Below are 10,362 nucleotides of genomic sequence, written 5' to 3'. Positions count from 1 at the left end.
AGCTCGGAAGAGATGAAGAGCACCGACATGCCCTCGCGGGACAAGGAGAGCACAAGCTTCTGAATTTCCGCTTTGGCTCCGATATCGATCCCCCTGGTCGGCTCATCCAAAATTAACAGCTTCGGATTCGTCAGCAGCCACCTGGCCAGCAGCACCTTCTGCTGGTTGCCTCCGCTCAAATTTTTGATAAGATGCTCCGGATTGGGAGGGTTAATATTCAACGCGCGAATATATTCGTCTGCCATCTCATCCTGACGCTTGCGCGGAATTGCCTTGAACCAGCCACGCGTCGCCTGCAGGGCAAGGATGATATTCTCCCGAATGGTCAAATCGTCGATGATGCCTTCGGTCTTGCGATTCTCGGAGCAGAAGGCGATGCCGTGGTCAATCGCCTGCCTTGGTGAGTGAATGCCGCCGCCCATGTCCTCCATGAGGAGGTCGCCTTCGTCCGCCCGGTCGGCGCCAAATACCAGACGAGCCAGCTCCGTCCGGCCCGATCCAAGCAAACCGGCAAGTCCCAATATTTCTCCCTTTCGGATTTGAAGATCAAACGGCTGTATCGCTCCTTTACGACCAAGCGCCTTGGCTTCCAAGAGCACTTTCTTTGCTGCCAAATGACCCGCACTTTGAGCTTTGGGCAGCTCATCAAGCAGATGCAGCTCCTTGCCGATCATCTTGGAAACTAGCTCTATCCGGGGGAGATTCGCCGCCATATACTCCCCGACAAACTCTCCGTTGCGGAGAATGGTTATTCGATCTGATACTTCATAGACTTGATCCAGAAAATGCGTGACAAATAATATCGCTAGACCGTCATTTTTCAGCTTGTTTATGACCCCGAACAGCTGCTTGACTTCACCGCGATCCAAGCTCGATGTCGGTTCGTCCAAAATAAGCACTTTAGCCGAAATGCTTAAAGCTCTGGCAATGGCAATCAGCTGTTGAAGCGCAAGCGGATACGTATGAAGCGGTGCTGTAACATCAATGAAAAGATGCAATCTTTCCTCAAGCAGCGTTTCAGCGGCCCGGTTCATCTCCTTCCAAAGGATACGTCCATAGCGGCGCGGCTCTCTGCCAATGAAAATATTTTCGGCAACCGTCAGGTTCGGGCACAAGTTTATTTCTTGATACACCGTGCTGATTCCAGCCTGCTGAGCATCCTGCGGGTTGGAAATGGCGACCATCTTGCGATCCATCTCCACGCTGCCTTGATCGATCGCATAGACACCGGTGAGGACTTTAATCAACGTCGATTTGCCGGCGCCATTTTCGCCCATCAGAGCATGAACCTCTCCCGGAAATAGGCGGAAATTAACGCCGGACAGAGCTTTAACGCCCGGAAACTGCTTATGAATACCCGTCATCCTCAATATTGGCTGGTTTGCTCGCATGGGAAAACCCCTCTCTATCCATATCCATTTCTTGGGTAGTGTCCTCATTATAAATCGCTTATGGGCACATTTTATACGGAGTTTTAAGCTCTTTTTTTGTGAATATTTACGTGTATTTCCCCGGCTCGTCATGATAAATGGTGTTTTTTTTAGCGAAAATTGTTATTTCTGGTGAAAGCTGAACCAACCCATATTATGAAGAAATGGTTAGCGTTTACATATTCGTACCGTCGGCAATTTGATATAGTGGTGGTATTGTTTAACGGCCTTCAACCACCGTCCATAGGAGGCACAACAGATGAAAAAAGTAATACTTGTCGATGATGAAATATTAATACGCGAAGTCATTCGCGACACGATTCATTGGGAAAAAGAAGGATTTATGTATTGCGGCGGCGCTCCCGACGGGGAAGTTGCTCTTCCGATGATTGAAGAGTTTCGCCCCGACATCTTAATTACAGATATTAGAATGCCATTCATGGATGGATTGGAATTAAGTTCCATTGTCCGCGAACGATTTCCTGAAATAAAAATTATTTTTATTAGCGGTCACGGAGATTTCGAATACGCCAGAACCGCCCTTCGCTTAGGGATAGAAGAATTCTGCGTCAAACCGTTCGGTTCCGTCGATTTGCTTGAAATTCTTCATCGCGTCAGTGACAAGATTGATAAGGAGCGCCGGGCCAAAGAGCAGATCGAACATCTCCTGCAAGGAAACGGCCGTCATGGCCTCTTGACGCAAAGCAAGCTGCTAAATGATCTGTGCAGCGGATTTATTACAGCATCTGAAGCCGTTCATTTGAGCTCGAAGCTGCATATCAACCTGATTTCCCCGTATTATGCCGTCGTGGTTGCCGATCTCCGGGGTCTGACAGCTTCGGCCTCCTCATCCCAAGGCATCTCCGACTTCATGAAGCAGCAAGAGGAACTGATGCATGTGAACGATGCAAGCGGTCAACCCATGATGTTTAAAAGGAGCATTAACGAGTGCGTTTGGATTCTAAAAGGGGAATCTCCGGAACAACTGAAACAAGCCTTGTCTTCGTATCTTCAGAATCAATTCGCAGATCTCCCCTATACCGTCTCCATTGGGATTGGGAGCATTCAAGACCGCATGCAGGGCATACACATTTCATTCCTGGATGCGATGGAAGACATGCACTGGCGGAGAATATCCCGGCAAAACCTGCAAGCGCTAAGGGAATCGAATCATGCCCCGCTTGAGCAATCGATCTTTTTGGACCGTGCCAAATTCGTTGAATTTCTGAAAATTGGCACGCCTGCACAGAAAGAACCTTTCATAGATTCATTTGCGGCTGATCTTCGGAATATGGACTGGCACTCATGCCTCATCGGGTATTACATTCTAAACGACCTGACCTTGGAAGTTTTCCGATCCGCCAAAGAACTTTATCCGGATATTGCCGATTTGGAAAATAGTCTGAATGACATGCAAAAAACGATTGAATCCATCCGAACCTGGGAGGAATCTTGTTCTTATTTGAATCGGCTAACCGAACAATACTGGAGCTGGCGATCTAATTCCACGGATCGATACGGGGATATGCTGAGCAAAGTGAAGCAGCACATTCATGAGCATTACGATAAAGTCGATTTTTCCCTGCAAAATATTGCCGATCATGTGAGTCTGAGCCCCGGACACTTCAGCAAAATTTTCAGTCAAGAAATGGGTCAAACGTTCATCGAATATTTAACGCAAACGAGAATTCGAAAGGCCATGGAACTGCTTCAATTGACACAGGCAAAATCTTACGAGATTGCCTTCATGGTCGGCTATAACGATGCTAACTATTTCTCCAATCTGTTCAAACGGATTACGGGCATGACTACCATGCAGTTTCGCAAAAGTGGCCAAGCCGCAAACCTGGTTGGAAGCGAAAAATAAGGATGAGACCACCTCGCCTGCGCGGGATGATCTCATCCTTTTCCACTAGTTCAGGATCAATTTTGCAAGTGCTGCAAGATCCCAGATATCGATTTTACCGTCATTGTTTAAATCTGCTGCCTTGAACTTAGCCCACTCAGGATCAGAGGATGTTAAACCGTAGTGGGACGCTGCGATAGCAAGATCGCCGATTCGAACGACACCGTCTCCATTCAAATCGCCAGGCAGATACGTATTGATCAAAGCTTTGAATGCTTGCACGGCTGCATGTAATTGATCGAGCGCCTGATTGACTTGAGCCTGAGAAGCCCCGCCCGCGTTTGCAACCTCATTTGCACTTTGAATGGCTGCAAGCAGCGCGGCTTTCGATCCGAGCGGATACTCGCCAGGTCTTGTTCCCTCCACGGAAGCATCATACAGCTCCTGAGCCTTCGCAATCGCTTCGCGCAGAGCCGTCTTGGTCACGGAGACGATTTCGAAGGTGTACGGATCCGGGTTCGTTACCGCTGACTCCGTTCCAGTACCATCAGCAAAAATCATATCTGACGTGTAGATGCTGCTGGTTTGCGTTTGACTTAGCTCCTTGGCTTTAAACTGCAGCTTTAACAGGTCCATCGGACTGCTAGTCGCTTGATCCCTGTTCAGGTCTACAGTAAGCAAGCGCACTTTTCCAGATTTAACGGCTTTATCTACGATAGTGAAGCCTGGTTTCATCGATTGGGCAGAAACAAATTCAATTTGCGCCGGATCGAAGTTAATCGTTATATCTTGGGCATAGGTCATCTTTGTTACTGTGTTTAATCCGAGCACAGCTTCAAATGTTTGATTGGAAACCACACTCTTCGGCCCGGATACATACATCGTTTGAGTATTGCCGCCCTGCACCGTAACGCGGAGCGTTGCGATGAATCCGCCGTCTCTTGTAGATGCCGTAATCGTTGCGGCGCCGTTGCCGACTGCTTTGAGCAGCCCCGTTTCACTGACTGCGGTTTTCGTCTCATCGCTGCTGGACCAAACAATGCCTTGATTCGTCGCATTGGCTGGCATCACCGCTGCGCTCAGTTGTCTTTCCTCACCTTTCGAAAGAGTGAGATCGCCGCCGCCAATCGTCACGCCGGTAACTTTCGTCCCTGCAGGGACAGGTACAACAGCCGGCACTTTAGCCGATAACTGGTTATACTCCGCCAATGTAACAGGAAGCACAGTACCGTGACGCGGCTTGGACGGCAAAGCGTAGTTCGCAGACATCGTCCAAACGCCGGATGCCAGATCGGTTGTTTCAAACGGCTTATACCCGCCGCCGCTGAAATAATCGATAAACAAATACCATTTATTGCTGCCGTTCGCTTTGAACACGAGCGGCCCTTCACCTACGGAAATCGAGCCTTTCCCGATACCTTCCGTAATGGTCGTGAAGTTTCCGAAGATCGAGTCGCTGACTTGTTCGAAAACCATTTTGCCGTTAGGCGCTGTAGATGCGTTATAATTTCTTTCATCTTTGGTAAATCTGTAAATTTTATTGTCGTGCTCGATCATTGTCGTATCAATGACAGAGTATCCAGGATTGTAATATTCTTTCGCTTCTGTAAAGGTATAGAAATCTCTTGTTTTCGCATACATAATTCGTTGGTTCGGACTGCCCGATTTCGTTGCGTCATCGTACATCTTAGAAGCCCAGAACACGACGTATTCGCCTGTTGTTTTATCATAGAACGCTTCCGGAGCCCATGTGTTGCCGGCTAAGTCCGATGATACCTTGACCATCCGCTGTTCGGACCAATTGACCAAATCCGTCGATTCCCAAACCATAATCGCAAGGGAACCTGTTCGCTGAGCGGCTGTCCAGTCATTGTTGCCATAAATCTTAAGGTCCGTAGCGATCAAATAGAACTTATCTCCTTCAGGAGAACGGATAATGTACGGATCTCTCAACCCTTTTTCCCCTAAATTTGAAATGATCGAAGGATTGCCGCCGTTCAGCTCCGTCCAATGCAGCGGATCATTGCCTTGGCTTAGCGCAAAGTAGAGCTGCTCGCCGTTGGAGTAGCCTTCCCCTGCGAAATAAGGGAAGAAGTAGCCTTGATAATCCTGCGCTTCAGGCTTTTCTTTCACAGTTGCGAGGAAGGCTTTGGTCAGAACCTCGCCATTAAGCGTCAGGGTAGCTGTCAGCTTAACCGCAGCATTGCCGCTGCCATGCGCAGGTCTGGCCACTTCACCGGTTGGCGTGATGATGTCTGCACGCTCCGATTTCCACGCAATCGAAGAACCGTTGGAGCCGATCTTCGGCAGCGTCAGGTTGCCTCTAACGTCGTCGATGTTGTAAACGCGCAGCGCTTGAGCATCCCCCGTGAGAAGTTCAACGTCTGTAGGGAGTTTTTTCACTGTGACCGTAAACGACTTGCTTTCTGCCGCCGTATTTTTGACGATCGCCGCCGTTAATGTCACAGTCTTATCGGTTTCCGAAGAGGTCGGGCGTGTCACGACACCGGTAGGGCTTACCGTTTTCGTATCGCTGGAAGTCCATATGATTGTGCTGCCGAACTCTCCTTTGACCGGAAGCTTCAAATCGCTGATTACCGCGCTCGTGTCGCCGAGTGACAAGCTTTCTTTATCCATCGCGACATAGTAGGAATCAGGCTTCGCCATAAGCGCTTGAATGTCCGACAGGCTCAGCGCTTTCGTATACACCCTGAAATCTTTGACTTTGCCGTTCATATACTTATCGGCTAAATAAGCAGGACGGCCAATGTAATTGGCGATTGTCGGCTCCATATCGTTTGGCGTATACGTCAGCGCCGTACTTTGCGCAACTTGAACGCCATCGACATAAAGCGTTCCCGTTGTCCCCGTTTGCGTGTAAGCAACATGCTTCCAGCTTCCTTTCGGGAATACCGAGTTGACGATGGCGCCTTGCTCATTGCTATAGCGGGTCTTCGTGATGATCGATCTGTATCGTGATTTGCTATCCTCAAACAACAGGCTCAAATAACGGGCGTTGGCGTCGTTCAACGGATCTGTCGACGACCCGAATGTGTACAGCCATGCCGGATTCGGGGAAGCCTCGTCGACAAACACGTCAGTCGCAACCGTTATGCTTGTCAACCCCGTAAGAACTCCGTTAGGCATTTGCACATAGCCTGTACTTCCATCCAGCTTAACGCCGTTGCCGCCCTGCCAGGTTGCCCCGCCGCCCAGCGTTCCGTTCAAGCCGTTACCGGACGAATCCGCTGCGACGCTGCCCGTTGTCTCATTGAATTTATACCAAAGCAGCAAGCCTTCGGGAGCGACATTTACCGCAACGCGATAGGTGGCGGATTGGTACATAATCGTAATAATAGCGCTGCCTTCGCTGATGCCGGTTACGATTCCGCCCGCATTAACCGCTGCTGCCGCAGGATTGGATGACGAATAGGAAGCTTGCCCTGCAACTTCGGTCGTTGTGCCGTCACTATGAAATAAAGTAAGTGAAGTCGCATGCGTTTTGGTCGCCTGCAAGGAATAGGACTCGCTATCCAGTAGGATGGACGGTACGGTATCAGATGCAATCAGAGCCACCTGATTCGACCTTTTGGATTCGTTCTCATCCTTCATATAGGTCATGACATAATAGTAAGGTTGTCCCGTCGCAAGTCCGCTGTCTGTGAAACTCACCGACGTTCCGCTGTACACGGGCTCGAACATTCCGCCCGCCTTATTTGCTCTGTACAGCTTATATCCGGTCGCTTCTGCTACAGGATCCCAGCTTACCGATGCCGAGGATGGCGTTTTGCCGGCAAGCGTCAGCTTGGAAGGATTCGCCGCCTGCTCCAGCGTCTTGGCGCTTGCGGCTTCGGAAAGCATGAGCTCTCCGCTCGCGTTTACCGATGATACTTTGTAGTAGTACGTATTTAGGGCTGCAAGTCCCTTATCCACAAAAGATGTGCCGTTCACATCGCTTTTAATTTTTGTATAAGTTCCAGTTAGAGAGGATGAACGGTAAACATTGTACCCTGTCGCTCCAACAACAGCATCCCAGGAAACTTTGACCGTTGATGACGAAGGATCTGTCTTGATGTTCGTTGGTACGGCGGGAGCTGCTGAAGTTACGATGACATCATCCATATAGAAAGCCTGCCATTTGTTGCGGACTGCCAGCTTCCCGTTCGTTAATTCCGTATCCGTTACGTCAAAAACAAGTGTTTCCACGCCATTATTGATGATATAGCATTTGATCGAGCTTCCTTTAACGACAACTTTCAAGGTATACCAAGTGTTCGCTGTCATCGTGTAGCTGCTTGTTGCCATTGTAACGGCCGTCGCTCCCCCTACACGTTTGGAAAGAGCTAACGTATTTAACAGCTGCATTTGGAAGTAATAGTAGTTATTCGTGTCCAGATAACGGAAATAGAATCCCGGATAAGCCCCGCCCGCTTTCGTATTAAAGCGTCCGACTACCGTATAATCCATCCAGTTTGCGTCTCCGACACTGATAATGCCTTCGTTTGCATCCGTTTGATTCAACACTTTGTTGCTGCTGTTTGTCGGATCCGTGCCCACCGTCCATGTGCCGGATACTACGGTCCAGCTCGGATTGGACGTGTAGTTGCCGTCCTCAAAATTATCCTGTACCAGCACGCTAGCTACCCGTACATTCACTTTATAGCTTTTACCCTGATATTCCGCCGTGATGACGGTGTCTCCAGGGCGCAGCCCTGTCACTTCACCGTTCGCGTTTACGGATGCGATAAGCGGGTTGGCGGAGGAATAGCTCGCATTCGCCGTAACATTTTGTTCGTTATTGCTGCTATCGACCGTTTTAAGCACTGTAGCATGAACGGCATTTACATTCAGCGTGTACGCGTATGAATCAAGATAGTTATATCCGCCAGGCGCTGTAACGGTAACCGTTGCCGTCACGGATTCGCCCGGCAGGTAGCCGTCGGCTACAGGGATGCCAAAGTAAGGCGAACCGTCCGCATGCCAATAAATATACTGCACCCGGGCCCATCTTGAAGCGTCATACAATGGCGCGTAAGAGTTTACTCCCGAGTATTGTTGATTTTCGCGGGCATGGTACGATAAAACCTCTCTTGTCCCATCCTCGGAAACTGTAAACGTGGAATGACCGGGACCGTATTGGCCTGTCGCAACGCTTGTCGCCATGACCGGATACGGCGTTTTGGTCCATGATGCCGGATCAAGCAGGTTGGTGCTCGGCGAATCCACCGCTGTCAGCAGGCCGATCGCATACGTCGAATCGGTAGAGCCGGCTGAGAAAGTCATGAAAATCTTTCCGTTCTTCTTCATCACCGAAGGCGCTTCCTCCACGTTGTCCCGGCGCTGCTCCCATGTATACTCCGGTGTTGAGATCGTGACTTGTTTGCTGTCCAGCGTTGTAGGGCTGGTCATTTTGGCAATACGGATGGAGGAGTTGACAGAATCCGGTCCGTATTTGTAAGCATAGGCCATATACATCTCATTATTGTGTTCGAACACGGTTGCATCGAGATCAAAAGACTCATTAATCATAGCGACTTTGACCGGAGGGCCCCAAGGATCCTGCATCGGATCGCTGCCTTGGCATTCAATGACGTAAACACGAAGATCAAAGTTAGCGCTTGTTTTGCCTCCTGCGAAGTAGACATACCATTTGCCGCCGATTTGATGAATCTCCGGTGCCCAAATGTGATACGAGGCATCGCCGGAAGCATTTTTATAAAAAATCTGCTTCTCTTCCGCTGTCGCAAGACCTTGAATGGTCGTTGCTCTTCTTAGCGTAATGCGGTCATATTGTTTGGCCGCCACATTGTTGTTGCTTGCATCCATGTAAGAGCTTGTATAGTAAAAGTAACCGTCTTTTCCTTTGTAAATGTCGGGGTCCGCTCCGTTTTTAATCAGCGGATTGCTATAAACAGGCACATCAGGGAGCGTTGATTGTGGAATTGTCCCTGTCACCGTGAACGTGCCCGGTTTGGAGTACAGATTGGAGTCAATGGGCTCCCACTTCACAGCCTTCTGTTCGGTCGTTCCGTCGCTGTACTTCACATCGGCTTTAGCCGGCAGGACCGGAGCTTGATCCGCTGTTGTGGTAACGGCAATATTGTTCGTACCGGTCGGGATTCTTGGCGTGCCGATACTCGCCAGCACCGCATTCAGTTCAGCCCCACTAACGGCAATGGAACTGGAAGCAATCGCACCTGCCGGCTTCTTCGTCAAATTCGGAAGGGCCGCCGGATACGCTGAACCTGTGTACACGGCATTTGTGGAAGCGCTAACAAAATCCTTCGTCGTATTGGCGTAGACTTTCGTTCCGTCCGTCCAATAAATAATATAGTTCCCTGCCGCCGCATCGTAAACCGCTTGCGGTTTCTTCGCTGCCAAGCTGGAGCTGTTCATCAAAATCGTGCGCTCATTCGTATAATGGATAAGATCAGTCGTATCCCAAGCGAAAATGCTCGGACTCGTCGTCGCGCCTGCGCTCGTCGTCACCGTTGCCAACAAGACGAAGGTCCCGTCCCCTTTTCGGAATAAAAAAGGATCGCGAATTTGCAGGCCATTGGTCGGCGAAGCCCCATAACCTTTATTCGTTTTAAACAAAATCCCGTTATTGTCATTCAGTGCAACCCAGTTGACCCGGTCGTAGCTGTAGGCAAGGTGCAAACTGTCATCCATATAGGTCATGCTTGTGCCCGATGTATTGCTTGTATAGTAAGGCATCACGTACGCCTCGGGTGAATCTTCTGCTGCTTCCGCAGCAGGATAGTGAGCAAACATACTGATCAATAATGCCAGAATCGTAAAAACAGGTATCAATTTCCGCCTCATTCGCATTCTTCCTCTCTAATCTGCTTAAACATCGGCATGTATACGTTAATACTAAGTCTTTCCTGCAAAAACTCAATTCAATTTTTTACGTCATTTCTTGACTTTTTTACGATGGCTGGGCATTTTTTTCTACATATTTCGCGCACCATCCCCTTCAAATCTTTCAACTACCTGGCATGACCTTTTCTTGCGAACCATCTCCGTTCACTTAATGCTTTTTGCAGCAAAATGAATAAACAAAGCAGCAGGCCGATCACAATT

Annotated in this window: 3 protein-coding genes; 1 reads left to right on the top strand and 2 read right to left on the bottom strand. The window is 49.3% G+C overall.

Annotated features, from left to right (window positions below):
- On the bottom strand, positions 1-1,364 hold a 1,364-nt coding region (locus AC3WRW_RS32375), incomplete at its 3' end, for a sugar ABC transporter ATP-binding protein (RefSeq protein WP_492550329.1).
- A gap of 325 nt (positions 1,365-1,689) precedes the next feature.
- Between AC3WRW_RS32375 and AC3WRW_RS32370 the strand changes: the two genes are divergently transcribed.
- Positions 1,690-3,297: a response regulator gene (locus tag AC3WRW_RS32370; RefSeq protein WP_492550328.1), complete on the top strand. Its 1,608-nt coding sequence runs from the start codon at positions 1,690-1,692 to the stop codon at positions 3,295-3,297.
- Positions 3,298-3,342: 45 nt separating this feature from the next.
- Here the strand turns inward: AC3WRW_RS32370 and AC3WRW_RS32365 are convergent, their stop codons facing one another.
- Positions 3,343-10,101, bottom strand: coding sequence for a family 43 glycosylhydrolase (locus AC3WRW_RS32365; RefSeq protein WP_492550327.1), 6,759 nt, complete (start codon positions 10,099-10,101; stop codon positions 3,343-3,345).
- Positions 10,102-10,362: the final 261 nt, after the last annotated feature.

It is taken from the genome of Paenibacillus sp. FW126-R14, assembly GCF_058789495.1.
The sequence above is the reverse complement of the archived record's forward strand: the minus strand, read 5'-3'. Positions and strand labels throughout refer to the sequence as shown.

Coding starts and splice junctions, on each gene's coding strand:
- AC3WRW_RS32365 (WP_492550327.1), bottom strand. CDS start 10,101: ATGAGGCGGAAATTGATACCTGTTTTTACGATTCTGGCATTATTGATC.
- AC3WRW_RS32370 (WP_492550328.1), top strand. CDS start 1,690: ATGAAAAAAGTAATACTTGTCGATGATGAAATATTAATACGCGAAGTC.